Source organism: Bradyrhizobium sp. th-b2 (assembly GCF_000426785.1).
Taxonomy (GTDB): domain Bacteria; phylum Pseudomonadota; class Alphaproteobacteria; order Rhizobiales; family Xanthobacteraceae; genus Bradyrhizobium; species Bradyrhizobium septentrionale.
On the sequence record NZ_AUGA01000003.1, the window covers coordinates 61,073 to 79,686 of the forward strand.

At 64.5% G+C, this 18,614-nt stretch carries 20 protein-coding genes; 14 read left to right on the top strand and 6 right to left on the bottom strand.

What is annotated here, in order from left to right; genetic code table 11:
- Positions 1–2: 2 nt before the first annotated feature.
- The 4 genes from K359_RS0105465 to K359_RS0105480 form a co-directional block, all read right to left on the bottom strand.
- A complete protein-coding gene (locus tag K359_RS0105465) occupies positions 3–842 on the bottom strand; it encodes an ABC transporter permease (protein WP_029078439.1) in 840 nt (279 codons plus the stop codon).
- The gene (locus K359_RS0105470) at positions 839–1,810 is read right to left on the bottom strand and encodes an ABC transporter permease (protein WP_029078440.1); all 972 of its coding nucleotides are present in this window, start codon (positions 1,808–1,810) and stop codon (positions 839–841) included. The genes K359_RS0105465 and K359_RS0105470 overlap by 4 nt, the downstream gene beginning before the upstream one ends.
- 79 nt (positions 1,811–1,889) lie before the next feature.
- The gene (locus K359_RS0105475; RefSeq protein ID WP_029078441.1) at positions 1,890–3,440 is read right to left on the bottom strand and encodes an ABC transporter substrate-binding protein; all 1,551 of its coding nucleotides are present in this window, start codon (positions 3,438–3,440) and stop codon (positions 1,890–1,892) included.
- Positions 3,441–3,493: 53 nt separating this feature from the next.
- Positions 3,494–4,267 carry a class II aldolase/adducin family protein gene (locus K359_RS0105480; RefSeq protein ID WP_051346012.1) on the bottom strand — a complete coding sequence of 258 codons (774 nt, stop codon included), beginning with the start codon at positions 4,265–4,267 and terminating at the stop codon, positions 3,494–3,496.
- Positions 4,268–4,415: 148 nt separating this feature from the next.
- Between K359_RS0105480 and K359_RS0105485 the strand changes: the two genes are divergently transcribed.
- Together K359_RS0105485 and K359_RS0105490 are read left to right on the top strand one after the other, a co-directional pair.
- Positions 4,416–5,120: a GntR family transcriptional regulator gene (locus K359_RS0105485; RefSeq protein ID WP_029078443.1), complete on the top strand. Its 705-nt coding sequence runs from the start codon at positions 4,416–4,418 to the stop codon at positions 5,118–5,120.
- Positions 5,121–5,163: 43 nt separating this feature from the next.
- Complete coding sequence (locus tag K359_RS0105490) at positions 5,164–6,189, top strand: histone deacetylase family protein (RefSeq protein WP_029078444.1); 1,026 nt, start codon at positions 5,164–5,166, stop codon at positions 6,187–6,189.
- 39 nt (positions 6,190–6,228) lie between these two features.
- On the opposite strand, the gene K359_RS0105495 is transcribed toward K359_RS0105490, so the two are convergent.
- On the bottom strand, positions 6,229–6,942 hold the full coding sequence (locus tag K359_RS0105495) for a transglycosylase SLT domain-containing protein (RefSeq protein ID WP_245284535.1): 714 nt from the start codon (positions 6,940–6,942) through the stop codon (positions 6,229–6,231).
- A 776-nt stretch (positions 6,943–7,718) separates the two neighbouring features.
- Between K359_RS0105495 and K359_RS0105505 the strand changes: the two genes are divergently transcribed.
- The 12 genes from K359_RS0105505 to dhaK all read left to right on the top strand — a co-directional run bounded on the left by K359_RS0105505 (position 7,719) and on the right by dhaK (position 17,835).
- Positions 7,719–9,077, top strand: a complete 1,359-nt coding sequence (locus K359_RS0105505) for an ABC transporter substrate-binding protein (RefSeq protein ID WP_029078446.1) — start codon at positions 7,719–7,721, stop codon at positions 9,075–9,077.
- A gap of 112 nt (positions 9,078–9,189) precedes the next feature.
- Positions 9,190–10,125, top strand: a complete 936-nt coding sequence (locus K359_RS0105510) for a carbohydrate ABC transporter permease (protein ID WP_035976259.1) — start codon at positions 9,190–9,192, stop codon at positions 10,123–10,125.
- The gene (locus K359_RS0105515) at positions 10,122–11,084 is read left to right on the top strand and encodes a carbohydrate ABC transporter permease (RefSeq protein ID WP_029078448.1); all 963 of its coding nucleotides are present in this window, start codon (positions 10,122–10,124) and stop codon (positions 11,082–11,084) included. The genes K359_RS0105510 and K359_RS0105515 overlap by 4 nt, the downstream gene beginning before the upstream one ends.
- Before the next feature lie 77 nt (positions 11,085–11,161).
- The gene (locus K359_RS66130; protein ID WP_334262084.1) at positions 11,162–11,290 is read left to right on the top strand and encodes a hypothetical protein; all 129 of its coding nucleotides are present in this window, start codon (positions 11,162–11,164) and stop codon (positions 11,288–11,290) included.
- 4 nt (positions 11,291–11,294) lie between these two features.
- Positions 11,295–12,392 carry an ABC transporter ATP-binding protein gene (locus K359_RS0105525; protein ID WP_029078450.1) on the top strand — a complete coding sequence of 366 codons (1,098 nt, stop codon included), beginning with the start codon at positions 11,295–11,297 and terminating at the stop codon, positions 12,390–12,392.
- Positions 12,385–13,410, top strand: a complete 1,026-nt coding sequence (locus K359_RS0105530; protein WP_029078451.1) for an ABC transporter ATP-binding protein — start codon at positions 12,385–12,387, stop codon at positions 13,408–13,410. Before K359_RS0105525 ends, K359_RS0105530 begins: the two co-directional genes overlap by 8 nt.
- Before the next feature lie 21 nt (positions 13,411–13,431).
- Positions 13,432–14,055 (top strand): dihydroxyacetone kinase subunit DhaL, encoded by a 624-nt coding sequence (dhaL, locus tag K359_RS0105535; RefSeq protein WP_029078452.1) that lies wholly within the window; start codon positions 13,432–13,434, stop codon positions 14,053–14,055.
- Positions 14,052–14,444, top strand: coding sequence for a dihydroxyacetone kinase phosphoryl donor subunit DhaM (gene dhaM / locus K359_RS0105540; RefSeq protein ID WP_029078453.1), 393 nt, complete (start codon positions 14,052–14,054; stop codon positions 14,442–14,444). The genes dhaL and dhaM overlap by 4 nt, the downstream gene beginning before the upstream one ends.
- 31 nt (positions 14,445–14,475) lie before the next feature.
- Positions 14,476–14,778 carry an HPr family phosphocarrier protein gene (locus K359_RS0105545; RefSeq protein ID WP_371261130.1) on the top strand — a complete coding sequence of 101 codons (303 nt, stop codon included), beginning with the start codon at positions 14,476–14,478 and terminating at the stop codon, positions 14,776–14,778.
- A gap of 1 nt (position 14,779) precedes the next feature.
- Positions 14,780–16,399, top strand: coding sequence for a phosphoenolpyruvate--protein phosphotransferase (gene ptsP / locus K359_RS0105550; RefSeq protein WP_029078455.1), 1,620 nt, complete (start codon positions 14,780–14,782; stop codon positions 16,397–16,399).
- 1 nt (position 16,400) lies between these two features.
- Positions 16,401–16,814, top strand: coding sequence for a hypothetical protein (locus K359_RS0105555; protein ID WP_029078456.1), 414 nt, complete (start codon positions 16,401–16,403; stop codon positions 16,812–16,814).
- Between the two features lie 37 nt (positions 16,815–16,851).
- Positions 16,852–17,835: a dihydroxyacetone kinase subunit DhaK gene (gene dhaK / locus K359_RS0105560; protein ID WP_029078457.1), complete on the top strand. Its 984-nt coding sequence runs from the start codon at positions 16,852–16,854 to the stop codon at positions 17,833–17,835.
- A 78-nt stretch (positions 17,836–17,913) separates the two neighbouring features.
- Here the strand turns inward: dhaK and K359_RS51195 are convergent, their stop codons facing one another.
- A complete protein-coding gene (locus K359_RS51195) occupies positions 17,914–18,594 on the bottom strand; it encodes a class II aldolase/adducin family protein (RefSeq protein ID WP_035976185.1) in 681 nt (226 codons plus the stop codon).
- Positions 18,595–18,614: the final 20 nt, after the last annotated feature.

Here is an 18,614-nt window from a genome sequence, read left to right on the forward strand (position 1 = left end):
GGTTAGCGCCCTTCCTTGCTGAGGCGCGGATTGAGCGCGTCGTTGAGGCCTTCGCCGATCAGGTTCAGCGCCAGGACCGAGAGCAGGATCGCGATGCCGGGAAACAGCGTGATCCACCAGGCCTGGCGGATCACGGTGCGGCCGGCGCCGACCATGTAGCCCCAGGACATCAGATTGGGATCGCCGAGGCCGAGGAAGGAGAGCGAGGATTCCAGCAGGATCGCGGTCGCGACCATCAGCGAGGCCAGCACGATCACGGGCGACAGCGCGTTCGGCAGGATTTCGCGCCAGATGATCCAGCTGTGCGACTGCCCGGTGACGACGGCGGCCTGGACATATTCGCGGGTGCGCAGCGAGAGCACCTCGCCGCGGACGAGGCGCGCCACCGGCGGCCAGCTCACGATCGCGATCGCCAGCACGATCGAGGCGATCGAGGGCTGCAGGATCGCGACCAGCACGATCGCGAGCGCAAAGCTCGGCACGGTCTGGAAGAACTCGGTGAAGCGCATCAGGGCGTCGCCGATCCTGCCGCCGAAATAGCCGGCGAGCGCGCCGACGGGTATGCCGACCGCGAGCGCGGCCATGGTCGAGACCAGGCCGACCAGCAGCGAGACGCGGGCGCCGTAGATGATGCCGGCGAGCACGTCGCGGCCGAGCGCGTCGGTGCCGAGCGGCAGGCCGGATACCGTGAACGGCGGCAGGAACGGCCGCTGCACCATGCGCCAGGGCGATGTCGGGAACAGCAGCGGGCCGAACACCGCAATCGCGATCGCAAGCAGCAGGATCACGAGGCCGATCACGCCGCCGGGGTTGCGCAGCATCATTCGCCAGGACTTGCTCATGAGGCGAACTCGATGCGCGGGTCGACCGCGCGGTAGATCAGGTCGGTGATCAGGTTGAAGGCCAGTACCATCGCCGAGCAGACCACGAATACGCCGAGCAGCAGATTGTAGTCGCGTTGCAGCAGCGCTTCATACATCAGTCGGCCGATGCCGGGCCAGGCGAACACGGTCTCGGTCAGCACGGCGCCGCCGACCAGCGTGCCCGCCTGCAGGCCGGCCAGCGTCACCACCGGCAGCAGCGCGTTGCGCAGCACGTGGCGGCGCTGGATCACGGCATCACGCAGGCCCTTGGCGCGCGCGGTCTTGACGAAATCATGCCGCTTCACCTCCAGCATCGAGGCGCGGGTCATCCGGGCGTAGGTCGCCATGAAAAACAGGCCCATCGTTGTCGCCGGCAAAATCAGATGCGCGCCGACGTCGAGCACATGGGCGAGACCGGCGTAATTGGCGCCGACGGTCTCGTAACCGAAGCTTGGCAGCCAATCCATCGCGACCGAGAACAGGAGGATCGCCATCAGTGCAACCCAGAAGAGCGGCGTGGCGTAGAAGATCAGCGCCAGTATCGTGATCGCGGTATCGGCCCAGGTGCCGGCAAAGCGCGCGGCCAGCGTGCCGAACAGAACGCCGAGCAGCAACGAAATCACGAAGGCTGTGACGGTCAGCAGCAGTGTCGCCGGCAGCCGTTCGGCGATCAGCTTGGCGACCGGCATCTGCTGGCGGAACGAGAAGCCGAGGTCGAGCGTCACGATGCCCTTGACGTAGCGATAGAGCTGGACCGGCAGCGGTTGGTCGAGCCCGAATTTCTCGCGCAATTGCGTGACGAAGATCTTGTCGCTGGCGCCGGCTTCGCCTGCCATCACCATCGCCGGATCGCCCGGCGCCATGCGGATCAGCATGAAGTTGAGCACGACGATCGCGAGCAGGACGACAACGGCCTTGGCAAGTCTCTGGGCTATGAATGCGAGCATCGGTGACTTCGGTTGCGTTCGGGAAGGAAGCAGAAAGGAGCCGCGGCGTCTTGTGCACGCCGCGGCCCGATGATGAGCCCTATTTGTCGAGCCAGGCGTCGCGGAAGCCGTCGTTGACGCCGATCGCGGTCGTGACCAGGTTCTTGACATTGCAGCGGGTGATGGTCGGGAACTGAAGCTCGAGCTGCCAGGCCACCGGCACGTCGTCGGTCAGGATCTTCTGCGCCTTGAGATAGATCTCCTCGCGCTTGGAATCCGGGAAGGCGGTGGCGCCGTCGGCGAACAGCTGGTCGATCTCGGGGTTCGAGTAACCCTCGACGTTGTTGAACGGCGAGCCCTTGGCAATCTGGCTCGAGACGTAGTTGCGGCCGACGCCGAGCGCGGGATCGCCGTACTGATAGAGATAGGTGAAAGCGATGTCGTAATCCCAGTCGGAGACCTTCTGGTTCCAGCCGGGCACATCGGTTGCGATCATCTCGACATTGACGCCGACGTCCTGCAGGTTTTGCTTCACGGCCTCGGCCCAGCGCTGCCAGGTTTCGCCATACGGCAGCGGCAGCAGGCGGACCATCTCGCCGTTGTAGCCGGCCTCCTTCAGCAGTGCTTTCGCCTTGGCCGGATCGTAGTCATAGGTGGTCACCTTGTCGGTGTAGTACTTGATGGTCGACGCCGACGGGCCGGTCGCGACCTTGGCGAGGCCGTTCCAGATCACTTCCTTGGCGAAGTTGCGGTCGATCGCATACATCAGCGCCTGGCGGAATTTCTTGTTCGCGGTCGGACCTTGCCGGTTGTTGAGCCACAGCCAGGAATGCGGGCTGAAGAATTCCCAGCCGGCGCCGGTGACGCAGACATTCTTCAGCTTGGACAGGCGCGGCACATCGAAATTCTCGACCGAGCCGCCGGGCAGGATGTCGATCTTGCCGGTCTCGAACGCCACCGCGCGCGCGGCGGCGTCGGGAATCACGTGCCAGTAGATCTCGTCGAGATAGGGCTTGCCCTTGATGTAGTAGCTCGGGTTCTTGACCAGGCGAATGAACGAGCCCTTCTGCCATTCCTTGAACATGAAGGGACCGGTGCCGATTGGCGTGTTGTTGGCCGGATTGGTCTTGTAGTCGGTGCCTTCGTAGATGTGCTTGGGGATCATCGGCAGCGAGCCGACCTCGAAGATGCCGAGGAACGGCCCAAACGGTTGCTTCAGTGTAAACACAACGGTGGAGTCGTCGGGCGTCTCGACCTTGTCGAGCTGGGCAAGATTGCCGCGGGCGCGCGGATGGGTCTGCTTGAGGAAATCGATCGAGAACGCAACGTCGGCGGAGGTGAACGGCTTGCCGTCGTGCCAGGTGACGCCCTTGCGCAGCTTGAACGTATAGATCTTGCCGTCCTCGCTGACGCCCCAGCTTTCGGCGAGACCGGGCAGCGGCTCGAGCTTCGGTGAATAGCGCAACAGACCTTCATAGATGTTGCCGGCGACCATTTGCGTCGGGCCGTTCTGCACCAGGCCGACCATCAGGCCGGGCGGTTCCGGCTGGATCACCGCGTTGACCACGCCGCCGGATTTCGGCTCCTGGGCAAACGCCGCGGTGCTCAGGGCACTCGCGACCAGAAGGCTCAGCAATACTCGCTTCAACATGTGCAATCTCTCTTGTTGTTCGTTTCGCCTGGCGACGCGTAACGGGCCGACGACTAGCTGATGAAATCCGGATCGGTGCGCTCCAGCATGCGCTTGAAGGCTGCCCACTCGGTGTCGGGCACGCCCTTCGTCTCGATGCTGTCGTAGAATGTTGCGTATTGGCCGGCGGTCTTGTGCCCGACCGCATCCGACAGCGGCGCGATGGCGGCGCCGGCGGCCTGGATCGCGAGTTGGGCGCGGCACGAGCGCTCGAGGTTGTGCATCAGCTTGAATGCCTCGGCGACCGAGCGGCCGCAGGTCAGCATGCCGTGATTGCGCAGCACCATCACGAACTTGTCGCCGAGATCGGCGATCAGGCGCTGACGCTCGTCGAGATCGAGCGCGATGCCCTCATAGTCGTGATAGGCGAGGCAGCCGGTGAACTGCATCGACCATTGATTGAGCGGCAACAGACCCTGCTTCTGGCAGGACACCGCGACACCGGCCACTGTGTGGGTGTGCAGCACGCAGGCGACGTCCGGCCGCGCCGCATGCACGGCGCTATGGATGGTGAAGCCGGCGGGATTGATGCCGAGCCCGAGCGGATCGTCGATGACGACGCCGTCAAGATCGACGGTGACGAGATTGGAAGCCGTGACCTCCTCGAAGCGCAGGCCGTACGGATTGATCAAAAAGCGGTCATGCCGGCCGGGCAGCCGCACGGAGATGTGCGTGTAGATGCTGTCGTCGAGCCCAAGCCGATGGATCAGCCGGTAGGCCGCGGCGAGGTCGATGCGGAATTGCTGGTTTTGGTCCTTCACGGCCTCGGGCCGCACATGCGTCGTCATCGTTGTGGCTAGTCCCTGTCCGCGGGCCGTTTCTGTTGCGTTGCAATACCCGCGCCACTAAACTGTCGACAATCTAAGAATTGATCAAGGCTAAACTGTCGACAATCGGCGATTAAATAATGTACAAGGGTCAAAACGGACCCTTTTGATGCGCACGATGTCCCCTCCGGTCGGCTTGCCGGCCCTCAACGAGACCGATCTGGTCGGCCAGGTCGCACGTCGCCTGACTGAAGCCATTGTCCAGGGGCGGCTGCCGCCGGGGTCAAAGGTCGTCGAAGCCGGAGTGGCACGCGAGCTGGGTGTGAGCCGGGCGCCGGTGCGCGAGGCCGCGCGATTGCTGGAGCAGCAGGGGCTGCTCGTCGCCCATCCGCGCCGTGGCTTCTTCGTTCGTCAGTTTGCCGCCGACGATATCGACGAGATCTACGATCTGCGTCTCTGCGTCGAACGTCACGCGGCGGTGCTTGCTGCGCGCAATCTGACGCCGGAGACCCGCGACATGCTCCGCCGGCAGATCGATGTGCTGCATGAGATGGCCGATCTCGATGATCCGGCGCGGCAGGTCGAGGAAGACTACCGGTTTCACCGCCTGATCTGCGAGATCGCCGGCAACAAGCGCATGCTGCGGCTGTTCGATGATCTCGCCTCCGAGCTGCGCATGGTGATCGGCCTGATCGGTCGGCTCTACGATGATCCGCACGAGATCGCGCGCACCCACGAGCCGGTGCTTGCCGCGATCGAGGCCGGTCATCCCGAGCGCATTGTCGCCCACATCGACCACCACCTCGGTCACGCCTGGCGCGAAGTCGGCCGGCTGGTGCGCGAGATTCCGCCGTGGCCGGCCGCGGCGAAGTGACCACGCACCTCGCGCAATCGGATTCAGCGAACAGGAGTAGCTTGTGAAGGCCGTCTATACCGAACTGCACCGCAGCCACGATCCGCAATTCTTCCTCGTGCGCGGTGTGGTCACGCGGACCACGGAGCAGCCCGAGCGCGCCGATCGTTTGCTGGCAGGATTGAGGGCAGGCGAGCACACGCTGGTCGCGCCGACCGCATTCGGACAGGGGCCGCGCGCCCGTGTGCACAGCCCCGAATATCTGAGCTTCCTTGCCGAAGCCTGGGACGCCTGGTCGACGCTCGGTGATTCCGGGCCGGAGATGATCGCCAACATGCATCCGGTTCGTAACGCTGGTACCTATCCGACGCACATCGTCGGCAAGCTCGGTTGGCACACCATCGACACCTCATGCCCGATCGGGCCGGGCACCTGGGCCGCCGCATGCTCGGCAACCGACGTTGCGACGACCGCCGCGCAGATGGTGATGGACGGCGAGGATGCGGTTTACGCGCTGTGCCGTCCGCCCGGCCATCATGCCTATCGCGATCTCGCCAGCGGCTTCTGCTTTCTCAACAACAGCTCGATCGCAGCCGCGCATCTTCGCCTCAAGCACGAGCGCGTCGCGATCCTCGATGTCGACGTGCATCACGGCAATGGCACGCAGGGCATCTTCTACGAACGGTCCGACGTGCTGACGGTTTCGATCCATGCCGATCCGACCTTCTTCAACCCGTTCGTCTGGGGCTACGCGCATGAGCGCGGCGCGGGATCTGGGCTTGGCGCCAATCTCAACGTTCCCCTGGCGATCGGCACCGGGGATGACGGTTACATCCAGGCGCTTGCCACTGCGGAAAAGATGATCCGCGCCTTCGAGCCGGGTGCGCTGGTTGTCGCGCTCGGCCTTGATGCGTCCGAGCACGACCCTCTCGCGGGTCTTGCCGTCACCACCGGCGGATTTGGACGCATCGGCAGCGCCATTGCACGGCTTGGACTTCCGACCGTGTTGGTGCAGGAGGGCGGATATCTGTCCGACATTCTTGGGAAGAACCTGACGTCGGTTCTCGCCGGATTCGAGGCCGTTCGCTAGCTGGTCCAGCTCGTGCCGGCCGGTTATCCCACTCCGAGCTCAGCCCCTGTCGTTCGCAGCAAGCTTCGCGAATTGACGCCTCATCCGGTTGACCTTGGCAAGGTACGCCGCGACGAGGTGATCGCCGCAGTGTTCGCCGGCGGCCGGTTGGAAGCCGCGGCGCACGAAGGCCGGTCCGGGACCGGTGCCGCACAGATGGATGAGAGCGGCGAGGTCCTGCTTCTGTTGCGGATTCGCCGTGCTCTTCGGCGCTGCCGCGAGAACTCTGGCGACGCCGCGATCCAGGGATACCGCAGTGAGTTCCGTGGCATGGCTCGGTAGCGTGCGAACATACAGGCTGTTGAACCAGCAGTCCGTCGCAACGACCGCGTGCTGGCGGATACAATAGCTGTTCGCCTCCGCGAACGTCGCGTCAATCATCTGATAAAGGCCGACGGCACTGGAGGCGGGCTTGTAGATCGCGAGAGGATTCCAGCTCAGCCGCCAACGCCAATAAGTGCGTGCCACCGGATTCCCGGAGCTCTCGGTCTGCGCCAGCGCAGCGAGTAGCTCAGGCGTGACAGTGTCCGTGGAGTAGGTGCGGAAATGTGCTCCATACTGCCGCCAGGTCTCTGTCGGTTCCTTGTCGAGCGCGGTGCCAACAAGGAAGAACAGCTCGGTCGGTTTGCGGACGACCTGAAAAACAAGGTTAGCCAGCGGAAGGAGTGCGACGATCGTTGCGCCGACGATCGCAACCCGTATCGCGGTCGGCATCGCACCCAGCTTCGCCCAAATCCTGCGCGCGCCGTGCCAGCCGCGAGCGAGCCGAATGGCCTTGGTCCAGTGTTGCCCAACGCGCCTTTTGCGAGCGGCGGGCCGGGTGGCGGGCAACGTGGACACGGAGATCGTCAGCCTGTGAGGAATCTGATGCGGCGGGAGCCGTAGCGGTTGCGTGCGATGAAGCCTGTCTCGAATTCGCCTCGGTGCGGCTCCTCTGCCGCGAGGCGGATCTGAAACGCGGACCACATTAGAGCCGAAAGATTTCCAGTGTCCTGACGAACCGGCCAGGCGAGAGAGTTCCATCACGCGCCGGCGTCGTGCATCGGTCTTTGCCCGAGCCATCGTTCCATTGAACGTTCAGTAAAGCGATTTGCTAAACATCGGGAATAGTGCGGCTTCCGGCACCTCCCTCGATCTAGCCGGTGCGAAAACGTCCAAGCGTGCCAGACCGATGATCACGGACGGCTAGCAAACAAGCTATTTTTGCTGCATCGCGGTACTGCATCGACGGGCGCGCAATTCCCATGGGGCTCGCGCGAAACCCGCTTGACGGCCGTCGAAATTTAGTAATACGTTTAGTTACTAAGAAAAACTAAACATCGCGCATCGAGCTGATGTGTGGGAGGAGCCCGCCCGTCCGAACAAAGGTTTGGGATGGATCTGTCTCGTTCTTCACCCATCGCTCCTCAACTCGGCTTCAGGTTCTTTGCGTCGCTCCGGCAGGGGGCGCGCAGCGTGGGTTAGATGCATCAACGAGAGAGGAAACGGACATGCGAAGCTTCAAATGGCTAGGTAGCTCTGCGGCGACGGCGGTCCTCGGGGCTGCGCTGCTCGGGGTATTCGGTGGAGGCGAGGCTGCAGCGCAAGGCAAGCAGCTTACGCTGTGCTGGGCGGCATGGGATCCCGCCAACGCGCTGGTCGAACTGGGCAAGGACTTCACCAAGCAATCCGGCATCGAGATGAAATACGAGTTCGTCCCCTGGACGAGCTATGCGGATCGCTTCCTCAACGAGCTGAACTCCCATGGCAAGCTCTGCGACCTGATCATCGGCGACAGCCAGTGGATCGGCGGCGCCGCCGAGAACAAGTGGTACGTCAAGCTCAACGATTTCTTCGACAAAGAGAAGATCTCGATGGACGACTTCGTCCCGGCGACCGTTGTCGGCTACTCGCAGTGGCCGAAGAACTCGCCGAACTACTGGGCGCTGCCGGCGATGGCCGACGCCGTGGGCTGGACCTATCGCAAGGACTGGTTCTCGCGTCCCGAGATTCAATCGGCGTTCAAGGCCAAGTACGGCCGCGATCTGGCGCCGCCGAAGACCTATGACGAGCTGAAGCAGATCGCCGAGTTCTTCCAGGGCCGCGAGATCGACGGCAAGAAGGTCTATGGCGCCTACATCTTCACCGAGCGCGGCTCGGAAGGCATCACGATGGGTGTGACCAACGTGCTCTACAATTTCGGCTTCGGCTACGACAATCCGAAGAAGCCGTACCAGATGCAGGGCATCGTCAACTCAGCTGACGCCGCCAAGGGGCTCGAATTCTACAAGGAGCTCTACAAGTGCTGCACCGCGCCGGGCATGACCAACGCCTACATGCAGGAAGGGCTTGATGCCTTCAAGTCCGGCCAGGTGGCGATGCAGATGAACTGGTTCGCCTTCTTTCCCGGCCTCTACAAGGATCCGAATGTCGGCGGCGACAAGATCGGCTTCTTCGTCAATCCGGCCGGTCCGAAGGGACACTTCACCCAGCTCGGCGGGCAGGGCATCTCGGTGGTAGCGACCTCCGACCGCAAGGACGACGCGCTCGCCTACATCAAGTGGTTCGCGCAGCCGGCCGTGCAGCAGAAATGGTGGCAGATCGGCGGCTACTCGGCGCTGAAGGCGGTGGTCGACGCACCCGACTTCCCGAAGAGCGCGGCGTTTGCGCCGCAATTCCTGGAGTCGATGGGCATCGTCAAGGACTTCTGGGCCGAGCCGTCCTACGCGCAACTGCTGCTCGACATGCAGAAGCGGGTGCATGACTACGTCGTCGCCGACAAGGGCACGTCGCAGCAGGCGCTCGACCTCCTGGTCAAGGACTGGACCAAGGTGTTCAAGGAGCAGGGCAAGGAAGTCGCCTCGCAATAGGTCCGCGACCACGCGACTTCACCGAACTGGCTTCCCCGGGGCGCCGCCTTGGGGACGCCGATCCAGCCAGCCGATGGGACAGATGACCACGATCCTGCAACCCGATCATGCTATGATCCCGGGCGTGAACGAGCCCGCCAAATCCCGCGCCGCGCGGCGTGTCCGCGGCCTGTCGGACCGCACCATTGCGTGGCTGTTCGTTGCGCCGACGATCGCGCTGCTGCTCGCGATCAACATTTTCCCGCTGATCTGGATGATCCGGCTATCCTTCACCAGCCTCAACCTCAGCATGTCCTATCTGCCGCTGCGGTTCGTCGGCCTCGACAATTTCAGGGATATCCTCACCGACGAGGACGTCTGGACCCGGCTGCAGACCACGGCGCAGTTCGTGATCTCGTCGGTGGCGCTGCAGGTGGTGGTCGGATTTGGCCTTGCGCTCCTGATCAACCGCCAATTCCGCGGCCACAGCTTCTGGACCACGATCATCCTGCTGCCGATGATGCTGTCGCCGGCGGTGGTCGGCAACTTCTGGACGCTGCTGCTGCAGCCGCAGATCGGCCCGTTCAACTATCTCATCAGTCTGTTCACCGGCGTGCCGCCGAGCTCGTTCAGCATGACCGGGCAGGTCTCGCTCGCGCCGTGGACCATCGTGCTGGTCGACACCTGGATGTGGGCGCCGTACGTGATGCTGATTTGCCTCGCCGGGCTGCGCTCGATTCCCGATTACATTTATGAGGCCGCCGAAGTCGATCGTGCCTCGCCCTGGCGGCAGTTCTGGTCGATCACGCTGCCGATGACGGTGCCGTTCCTGATGCTTGCGGTGCTGTTCCGCGCGATCGAGAACTTCAAGATGTTCGACATGGTCAATCTCCTGACCTCGGGAGGACCAGGATCGACCACCGAACTGGTGTCGATCACGCTGAAGCGCGCGGCGTTCGAGAAGTGGCGCACCGGCTATTCCTCCGCGCTCGCCATCATCCTGTTCGTGACCGTGTTCGGTGCGGCCAACATCTACGTCAAAGCGCTCAACAAGGTGAAGCAACGATGACCGCTGCTGTTGCCAAATCCACCGCGCATTCGATCGTCGAGGCCTCGCCGCGCACCAAGGCGTTCGCCGGCACGCTCGTCATCCTCTATGCGTTGATCACGATCCTGCCGCTGCTCTGGATCGTCGCCACCGCCTTCAAGTCGCAAAGCGATGCCATCGCCTATCCGCCCAAGGTGATCTTCGAGCCCACCCTCGAAGGCTATGTCAACCTGTTCACCGTGCGCACCCGCCAGACACCTGATTTCATCACCAAGTTGCCGGCGCCGGAGACCTGGTATGACAAGCTCGTGCGCAAGCATGACATGGTGATTGCCGGACCGTCCAAGGTCGTGCCGCGCTTCGTCAATTCGCTGATCATCGGCTTCGGTTCGACCTTCCTCGCCGTCTTCCTCGGCACACTCGCGGCCTACGCGTTCTCGCGCTTCCGCATTCCGTTGGCCGACGATCTGCTGTTCTTCATCCTGTCGACGCGGATGATGCCGCCGGTCGCGGTCGCGATCCCGATCTATTTGATGTACCGGCAGCTCAATCTGACCGACACCAGGCTCGGCATGATCCTGCTCTACACCGCCGTGAATGTCTCGCTCGCGGTCTGGCTGCTCAAGGGCTTCATCGATGAGATCCCGCGCGAGTACGAGGAGGCTGCGCTGGTCGACGGCTATACACGGTTGCAGGCGCTGCGCAAGGTGGTGCTGCCGCAGGCCGTCACCGGAATTGCGGCGACCGCGATCTTTTGCCTGATCTTCTCCTGGAACGAGTACGCGTTCGCGGTTCTGCTGACCAGCGGCGAGGCGCAGACCATGCCGCCCTTCATCCCGTTCATCATCGGAGAGGGCGGGCAGGACTGGCCGGCGGTTGCCGCCGCGACCACGCTGTTCGTCGTCCCGATCGTCATGTTCACCGTGTTGTTGCGCAAGCATCTGCTGCGCGGCATCACCTTCGGAGCGGTGCGCAAATGAGCGGTTCTGCGGTTGCCCGGGGAGGCAAAGGGGCACTCCATCGCTTTTTCCAGCGGAGCCGCTGGGAGACCGTTGCGATGACCCTGATCGGGGGCGGCATCTTCATGCTGGTGCAGCCCTGGTCGATCGATCTGTACAGCTACTCCTTCGTGACGATTCTTGCCGGCACGGTCGGCTACGTCGTCGTCAGCCATTTTCCGGAATAGGGCCATGGCACAGATCCGCATCGAGAACCTGCGCAAGTCGTTCGATCAGTTCACCGCGGTGGAAGGCTCGACCTTCACCATCGACGACGGCAGCTTCTTCGCGCTGCTCGGCCCCTCCGGTTGCGGCAAGACCACCACGTTGCGCATGATCGCCGGCCTCGAGCTGCCGACCGAGGGCAAGATCCTGCTCGACGGCGAGGACGTCACCTTCCACCGCGCCGCCGCCCGCGACATCGCCTTCGTGTTCCAGCTGTTTGCGCTCTATCCGCACATGAATGTCGGGCAGAACATCGGCTTCCCGCTGAAGTGCCAGGGCATGGCGAGGCGCGATATCCGCGAACGGGTGCAGGAAACCGCGCGGATGCTGCGGATCGAGCATCTGCTGTCGAGCAAGACATCAAAGCTCTCGGGTGGCGACCGCCAGCGCGTTGCGCTCGGGCGCGCCATGGTGCGGCGCCCGAAGGCCTTCCTGATGGACGAGCCGCTGGGCGCGCTCGACGCCGAGTTTCGCCATCTGATGTGCGGCGAGCTGCGGGACCTGCACGATCGCATCAAGGCGACCACGGTCTATGTCACCCATGACCAACTCGAAGCGATGTCGATGGCCGACCAAATTGCGATCATGAACAAGGGTCGCGTCGAGCAGATCGGCACGCCGCAGGAGGTCTATGACCGGCCCGCCAGCATGTTTGTCGCGGACTTCATCGGCTCGCCGCCGATGAACTTCCTGCGCTTCGAGGGCGGCCTGCGATCCGGTGACCGGGCGATCGATTTCCACGACACCACGCTCGCGGTGCCCGAGATCCGCGAGGACCGCGCGAGCGCGCCGCTGGCGCTCGGGGTACGTCCGGAGCATATCCGCTTCGCCGACGCCGGACCCGTTCGCGGCGAGGTGTTCGGCGCGGAATATCTCGGCACCACGCAGATCGTCACCGTCGACACGGCGTATGGGCGGGTCGCGGCGCGGCTGCCGTCCAGCGCCTCGGTGCGGATCGGAGAGACCATCGGCCTCGAATTCAACTCCGAGCGGTTGGCGCTGTTCGATATCGGCAGCGGCCTTGCGATCAGGACCGCCAGCGAGGAGGGCGTGCGCCATGGCTGACGTCAGCTTGCGCAATATCAGCAAGCGCTTCGGCGCGGTGGAGGCGGTGCGTGACCTCTCGCTGACGGTGGGCGACGGCGAATTCCTCGTCCTGCTCGGGCCGAGCGGCGCCGGCAAGACCACGACGCTGCGGCTGATCACCGGGCTCGAGAGTCCCGACGCCGGCTCGGTCATGATCGACGGGCGCGATGTGACGCATGATCCGCCGGGTGCGCGGGACATCGCGTTCGTGTTCCAGCAATATTCGCTGTATCCGCATTTGTCGGTCTACGACAATTTGGCGTTCCCGTTGCGCTCTCCGGCGCGGCGCGTGCCGGAGCCCTTGATCCGCAAGCGCGTCGAGCAGACCGCGGAGCTGCTGCATATCACCGGCAAGCTGAACAATCGCGCCACCCGCCTGTCCGGCGGCGAGATGCAGCGGGTCGCGATCGGCCGCGCGCTGGTGCGCGATCCCTCGATCTATCTAATGGACGAGCCGCTGTCGTCGCTGGATGCAAAGCTTCGCGCCGAGCTTCGGCTCGAGCTGAAGCGGATCCAGCTCGAGCTCGGCGCGACCATCCTGTACGTGACCCATGACCAGGTCGAAGCCATGACGATGGCATCGAGGATCGGCGTGATCAGGGACGGCCAATTGCTTCAGCTCGGCACGCCGAGGGAGATCTACGAAAATCCCTCCTCGAGCTACGTCGCCTCGCGGCTCGGGACGCCGCAGATCAATTTTCTGCCCGCACGGCTGCTGTCCGATGTGGCGATGCCACCGGAAACCGAGACGGTGGGCATCCGCACCGAGCACCTCCAGATCGCCACGCGCAGTGGCGGGCAGATGGTCGGGCGCGTGCATCGGGTCGAGCACCTCGGCGAGCAGAATCACGTTCACCTGGACTATAAGGGCGAAACGCTGGTGACGCTGGCGGATCCGCATCGGCCGCTGCGGGCCGGTCAGGAGGTCGAATTGCAACTGGTGCGTCCGCTGTGTTTCGACCGTGCCGGGCAGCGCGTCGGCGCGATGGTTCAATAGAGGCGTAAGAGGTTCAGATCAATGTCGGTGCAACCCGAGACATTCAAGTCGCTGCTCAAGGCGGCCGCCGAGCAGGTCATCGCCAGCGCGCCGGAGCTCACGAGCCTGGACCAGGCGATCGGTGACGGCGACCACGGGACCAACATGAAGCGCGGCTTCGAAGCCGTGCTCGGCAAGCTCGATGCCATCTCGGCGCAGCCGCTCGACGAGGCGTTCAAGATGATCGGCAAGACCCTGGTCATGACAGTCGGTGGCGCCTCCGGCCCGCTCTATGGCAGCTTCTTTCTTGCCGCGGGCGAGGCGTTGTCGCACGACAAGCACCTGCCTGATGATCTCGCCGACGTGTTCGGCAGCGGCGTGAACGCGGTGAGCGCGCGCGGCCGTTCGCAGGCCGGCGAGAAGACGATGCTTGATGTGCTCGTTCCGGTGCTGGAGACGCTGAAAGCAGGCGTCGGCCAGCCCGATCTGATCGCGCGGGTGCGCAGCACCGCGGCTGAAGCGGTCGAGCGCACGGCGCCGATGCAAGCTACCAAAGGGCGGGCGTCGTTCCTCGGTGCGCGCAGCGTCGGCCATGTCGATCCCGGGGCGCGGTCGAGCTGTGTTCTTGTGCACGCTGTGTGCGCCGGCCTGGAGGCGCGGCAATGACCGACACCGTGGGCATCGTGATCGTCTCGCATTCCCTAGATATCGCCAAGGGAACCGCCGACATGGTGCGGCAGATGGTCGGCAGCGAGGTCAAGGTCGCTTTCTGCGGCGGCAATCCCGACGGTGGTCTCGGCACCAGCGTGCCGCTGATCATCGACGCCATCAACGACGCCTGGTCGTCGAAAGGCGTCGCCGTGCTGGTCGACCTCGGCGGCGCCGAGACCAACAGCGAAATGGCGGTCGAGATGCTGGAGCCGGCGCGGCGCGATCTCGTTGTCGTCTGCAACGCGCCGATCGTCGAGGGCGCCGTGATGGCGGCGACGGAAGCTGCGGGCGGCAGCTCGCTGGCCCAGGTCAAGGCCGTGGCCGAGGAACTCTCTGCCGACTGAGGCGTCGGCGAAGCGATGATGGATGATGAGCATGCTTGATAAAGCGGACGGACAGATATTCACCGGCAACGTGCGGCTGGTGCATGCGGTCGGCATGCACGCGCGCCCCGCGGTCAAGCTGACCAAGCTCGCCAAGAAGTTCCAGGCGCAGGTCTCGGTGCGGGTCGCGGACGCGCCGGAATGGATCAACGCCAAGAGCGTGGCCAAGATCATGGCGATGCGTGCGGCACACGGCAGCACGATCGAGATCAAGGCCTCCGGCAGCGATGCCGAGGCCGCGGTCGCGGCGCTGGTCGATCTGATCGCAAGCGATTTCCCGGATGGAGCACCGTAGCATGCAGGGCGGCGCTGCAGGGCTGGCCTACCGCGGCAGGACCGCCTCGATCGGCTTTGCCCACGGCCCGTTGGTCCGGGTCGACGCGGGCGCGGCCGGCGAGCGGGTGGCCGGCACGCTGGTCGAGGAAGCGTTGGCGCTGCGCAATGCGATCGACGTCGCGAGCGGGCAGATCGCCGATCTTGCCGCCAGCGCCGGCGGCGAAGCCGCGCAGATCCTCGAATTCCAGGTCGCGCTGCTGGAGGATGAGGATTTGATCGAGGCGATCTTCGGGTCGATCGGCGAGGGACGTCCCGCCGATATCGCATGGCGCTCGACGCTCGACGCCCACATCGCCGACTACAATTCCGCGCCGGACGACTATCTGAAGGCGCGTTCCTCCGATCTCGCGGATTTGCGCGACCGGGTGATCCACGTTCTACGTGGCGACCAGGGCCAGCCGCTGAAGATCCCGAGCGGGGGCGTGGTTTGTGCCGACGATCTGCCGCCATCGCGATTCCTCGAGATTGACTGGTCCGGCGGCGGCGGCCTGGCGCTGTTGCGGGGCAGCCCGACCAGCCATGTCGCGATGCTGGCGCGGGCGCGCGGCATCCCGATGGTGGTGCAGCTCGGTGCGATTCCGGACACCGGCACCACGGCGCTGCTCGACGGCGAAGGCGCGACGCTGGAGCTCGATCCCAGCGTCGAGCAGGTCCGCACTTTCGAGAAGCGACGCGACAGCCATCGCAAGAGCAGGGCATCCGCGCGCGCGATCCTGCGGCGGCCGACGGCCTCGTGGCGCGGCGAGCACATCAAGCTCCTCATCAACATCCAGCGCGTCGAGGATCTCGAGCACGCCGACGCGCAATATGCCGACGGCATCGGCCTGATGCGCACCGAGTTCCTGCTCGCCGGGCGGAGCGATCTGCCGGACGAGGAGACCCAGTTTCAGGCCTATGACGAGGTGGTGCGTTGGGCCGGCCAGCGGCCCGTCACCATCCGCACCTTCGATGCCGGCGGCGACAAGCCGGTGCCGGGCTTCACGCTGGACGGCGAAGCCAATCCGTTCCTCGGGGTGCGCGGCCTGCGGCTGTGCCTTGCCCGGCCCGAGATCTTTGCGGTTCAGCTTCGCGCGCTGGCGCGGGCCGCGGTGCGCGGCAATCTCAAGGTGATGTTCCCGATGGTGACGTCGGCGGACGAGCTCGAGGCAGGGCGGAGGTTATTCGCCGATGTCGTGCAGCGCTTGCAGGCGGACGGCATTGCCGCGATGCTGCCCGAGCTCGGAATCATGGTCGAGGTTCCGGCGGCGGCCCTGGCCATCACAAGCTTCAAGGCGTCCTTCTTCTCGATCGGCTCGAACGATCTCGCGCAATATGTCCTGGCCTGCGATCGTTCCAACGGAGCTCTCGCCTCCCTGATGGATCCGCTTCATCCGGCAGTGCTCGAACTGATCGCGCGGACCGCGGAGCATGGGCGGCGCGCCGCGATCGGCGTCAGCCTGTGCGGCGACATGGCGGGTGATCCGCGCTGCCTGCCCGCGCTGCTGAATTGCGGGCTGCGCGAACTCTCCGTCAATGCATCGGCGCTGGCGCAGATCAAGCAGACCATCGACCGGCTGAGCGGCGGAGGCGGCCTTGGCTGATATGGCGGCCGATGACGCGCCCGAAGCCGGTGCGGTTGCGGTCTACAAGCGCATCTTCAAGGAGGTGCTGGAGAGCCGTCCGTCCGGCATGCGGCTCCGGCTGGCCCATGCCATGGGGAAGAACCGCAGCTTCGTCAGCCAGATCAGCAATCCCGCCTATCCGGTGCCGATACCGGTACAGCATCTCAACACGATCTTCGATGTCTGCCATTTTCCGCCACAGGCGAAGACCGCCTTCCTTCGCGCCTATGCGCGCGCACATCCGCGCCGCGTCGGCCGGTTGAGCGAAGGTTCGCACGAGCGGACGCTGACGTTGCATCTGCCGGATCTCGGCAGCGCCAAGCGCAACGCCGAGCTCGACGCGCTGCTGCAGGAGTTCACGCGGCGGCTGATTGCCATCATGCGGGAAAAATAGGCGAGAAACGCCAAACGAACGAAGCGGGGAGGAAACAATGAAGAAGTTCATCAATTCGGTCGACAACGTTCTCGCCGAGAGCCTCGACGGCTTTGCGGCCGCGCACGCCGATCTGGTTACGCTCGGCGCCGAGCGGAAATTCGTGCGGCGCCGCGAGCTGAACCCGAAGAAAGTTGCGCTGGTGTCGGGGGGCGGCAGTGGACATGAGCCGCTGCATGCGGGCTTTGTCGGCTACGGCATGCTCGATGCCGCCTGTCCCGGGCAGGTGTTCACCTCGCCGACGCCGGACCAGATCGTCGAGGCGGCCCAGGCGGTTGCGGGCGACGCCGGCGTCCTCTTCATCGTCAAGAACTATGCCGGCGACCGTATGAACTTCGAGATGGCGGCCGAGATCGCCGAGGGCCGCACCGCGGCCATCGTGACCGACGACGACGTCGCGGTCGAGAAGTCCACTTACAGTATCGGGCGCCGCGGCGTCGCAGGCACGTTGATCGTCGAGAAGATCGTCGGCGCCGCCGCCGAGAAGGGCGCCGATCTCGCAGCCTGTGTCGCGCTCGGCGAGCGCGTCAACACGCAGACGCGCTCGATGGGCGTTGCGCTGACGAGCTGCACCGTCCCGGCTGCGGGCACGCCGACCTTTGCATTGGGCGAAGACGAGATGGAGATGGGGGTCGGTATTCACGGTGAGCCGGGACGCCGCCGCGTCAAGCTGGCAGCGGCTGATGCGATCGCCGCCGAGATGACGACGGCCATTGCGGAGGATCTCGGCGCGCGTGCCGGGACGGAGGCGCTGCTGCTCGTCAACGGTTTCGGCGGCACGCCGACGATCGAGCTCTATTTGATGTACAACGCGGCGCGCCGGATGCTCGAAAGTCGCGGCCTGCGCATCGCCCGTTCGCTGGTTGGCAGTTACGTCACCTCGCTGGACATGGCGGGTTGCTCGCTCACTGTGAGCCTGCTTGATCCTGAGACGACCGCGCTTTGGGACGCCCCCGTGCGCACGGGTGCGTTGAGATGGTAACTGCCGTCGCCCTGGCGCGGCCCGCGATCATTCGTGGGTGCGCATCATCCAGATTGGAGTGGCTTTCCACCATGCCGATCACGTTGTTGCGTTCGCCTTGACCGGCGGATCCTGCAAGCCATAGCTGCCAAATGCAGCGGCGGTTTCGCTGATGTTGGCCTCGCTCAGCAATACCGGTCCACCGATCGCCAGGGAGAGATAGTACTGCCGGGCGATGGTCTCGAGTTCGACCGCCAGCCACATCGCCTTGTCCAGTGATGCCCCCGTGGCGATCATTCCGTGATTGGCCAACAGGCAGGCGGTGCGGTTCTCCAGCGCGGTCAGCGCATGCTCCGACAGTTCCTTGGTGCCGAACCTGGCATAGTCGGCAACACGCACGTTCATGCCGCCAAAGGCCGCCATCATGTAGTGGCATGCCGGGATTTCCTTGCGCGCGATCGCCAGCACGGTGGAATAGGTCGCGTGGGTATGGACGATGCCCCCGACGTCGGGTCGTGCCTTCATGATGTCGAGATGGAAGCGCCATTCAGTGGAGGGCTTGAGCGGTCCCCGCCATGATCCGTATTCGCCTTCGATCGGCATTGCCGCGATCATGTCGGGCGTGAGCAGGTCGTAAGGCGTTGCCGACGGTGAAATCAGCATGGTGTTGCCGTGGCGGGCGGAGATATTTCCGGACGTGCCCTGGTTCAGCCCTGTCGCATTCATCCAGCGGCATTTCGCGATGATCGCCTCGCGCAACTGAAGTTCGCTGTCGGTCATGGTCGGCTCCTGAGGTCGGC

What these genes read in the sequence shown, in the direction of transcription:
- K359_RS0105465 (WP_029078439.1), bottom strand. Translation starts at nt 842, where the DNA reads ATGAGCAAGTCCTGGCGAATGATGCTGCGCAACCCCGGCGGCGTGATC.
- K359_RS0105470 (WP_029078440.1), bottom strand. Translation starts at nt 1,810, where the DNA reads ATGCTCGCATTCATAGCCCAGAGACTTGCCAAGGCCGTTGTCGTCCTG.
- K359_RS0105475 (WP_029078441.1), bottom strand. Translation starts at nt 3,440, where the DNA reads ATGTTGAAGCGAGTATTGCTGAGCCTTCTGGTCGCGAGTGCCCTGAGC.
- K359_RS0105480 (WP_051346012.1), bottom strand. Translation starts at nt 4,267, where the DNA reads ATGACGACGCATGTGCGGCCCGAGGCCGTGAAGGACCAAAACCAGCAA.
- K359_RS0105485 (WP_029078443.1), top strand. Translation starts at nt 4,416, where the DNA reads ATGCGCACGATGTCCCCTCCGGTCGGCTTGCCGGCCCTCAACGAGACC.
- K359_RS0105495 (WP_245284535.1), bottom strand. Translation starts at nt 6,942, where the DNA reads ATGCCGACCGCGATACGGGTTGCGATCGTCGGCGCAACGATCGTCGCA.
- K359_RS0105505 (WP_029078446.1), top strand. Translation starts at nt 7,719, where the DNA reads ATGCGAAGCTTCAAATGGCTAGGTAGCTCTGCGGCGACGGCGGTCCTC.
- K359_RS0105510 (WP_035976259.1), top strand. Translation starts at nt 9,190, where the DNA reads ATGATCCCGGGCGTGAACGAGCCCGCCAAATCCCGCGCCGCGCGGCGT.
- K359_RS0105515 (WP_029078448.1), top strand. Translation starts at nt 10,122, where the DNA reads ATGACCGCTGCTGTTGCCAAATCCACCGCGCATTCGATCGTCGAGGCC.
- K359_RS66130 (WP_334262084.1), top strand. Translation starts at nt 11,162, where the DNA reads ATGACCCTGATCGGGGGCGGCATCTTCATGCTGGTGCAGCCCTGGTCG.
- K359_RS0105525 (WP_029078450.1), top strand. Translation starts at nt 11,295, where the DNA reads ATGGCACAGATCCGCATCGAGAACCTGCGCAAGTCGTTCGATCAGTTC.
- K359_RS0105530 (WP_029078451.1), top strand. Translation starts at nt 12,385, where the DNA reads ATGGCTGACGTCAGCTTGCGCAATATCAGCAAGCGCTTCGGCGCGGTG.
- dhaL (WP_029078452.1), top strand. Translation starts at nt 13,432, where the DNA reads ATGTCGGTGCAACCCGAGACATTCAAGTCGCTGCTCAAGGCGGCCGCC.
- dhaM (WP_029078453.1), top strand. Translation starts at nt 14,052, where the DNA reads ATGACCGACACCGTGGGCATCGTGATCGTCTCGCATTCCCTAGATATC.
- K359_RS0105545 (WP_371261130.1), top strand. Translation starts at nt 14,476, where the DNA reads ATGCTTGATAAAGCGGACGGACAGATATTCACCGGCAACGTGCGGCTG.
- ptsP (WP_029078455.1), top strand. Translation starts at nt 14,780, where the DNA reads ATGCAGGGCGGCGCTGCAGGGCTGGCCTACCGCGGCAGGACCGCCTCG.
- K359_RS0105555 (WP_029078456.1), top strand. Translation starts at nt 16,401, where the DNA reads ATGGCGGCCGATGACGCGCCCGAAGCCGGTGCGGTTGCGGTCTACAAG.
- dhaK (WP_029078457.1), top strand. Translation starts at nt 16,852, where the DNA reads ATGAAGAAGTTCATCAATTCGGTCGACAACGTTCTCGCCGAGAGCCTC.
- K359_RS51195 (WP_035976185.1), bottom strand. Translation starts at nt 18,594, where the DNA reads ATGACCGACAGCGAACTTCAGTTGCGCGAGGCGATCATCGCGAAATGC.